The 463-nt window shown below is 64.8% G+C and carries 1 protein-coding gene and 1 pseudogene; one reads left to right on the top strand and one right to left on the bottom strand.

Translation table 11 applies throughout. The features are described 5' to 3' along the window. Positions 1-265: pseudogene (locus OR16_RS39310) on the top strand (hypothetical protein); the annotation flags it as partial. Between the two features lie 40 nt (positions 266-305). On the opposite strand, the gene OR16_RS43920 reads toward OR16_RS39310, so the two are convergent. Then, complete coding sequence (locus tag OR16_RS43920) at positions 306-449, bottom strand: DUF1214 domain-containing protein (RefSeq protein ID WP_272942905.1); 144 nt, start codon at positions 447-449, stop codon at positions 306-308. Positions 450-463: the final 14 nt, after the last annotated feature.

Below are 463 nucleotides of genomic sequence, written 5' to 3'. Positions count from 1 at the left end.
GCTGCAGTACCAGATGCAAGAGAGCACCGTCTGGTGCCACGCGTGGGTTGGCAAACTGGTCGACACCTTCAGCCTGGAGCCGCTTGCCGATGGCAGGACGCGGGTCCGGCGCACCACGGAGTTCGAAGCAGCCAAAGGCTTCCTCAGGATAGCCAGGCTGATCGGGCTCTGGGCCGCGTTACGGCAGGCCCATGCCTATGCCGCGAAAAACTGGAGGCGGCTCGCGCAGGACGCCGTCATGAAGGCTGGCCGCGGGGCCGCCTGAGGCCCCGCTTGGGTGCGAGACCCCCGCCGTGCAATCCACCTCAGTTCGATTTCACGGCCGGTGGCGGCGTCCACTTGCCGATCAGCGCGGCCTCTTCGGGCCAATAAGCCCTCACGGACAGCGAGAAATCCTCGCTTTTCGGGGCGGGCAGCCAATTGCTTTCCTTGCTTGTTGACGAAGATATTGGACTTCGCCGCC

Origin of the sequence: Cupriavidus basilensis OR16, assembly GCF_000243095.1 — a bacterium.
In the GTDB taxonomy this organism is placed as follows: domain Bacteria; phylum Pseudomonadota; class Gammaproteobacteria; order Burkholderiales; family Burkholderiaceae; genus Cupriavidus; species Cupriavidus basilensis_D.
Note: the sequence above shows the minus strand (reverse complement) of the source record. Positions and strands in the feature narration are given on the sequence as shown.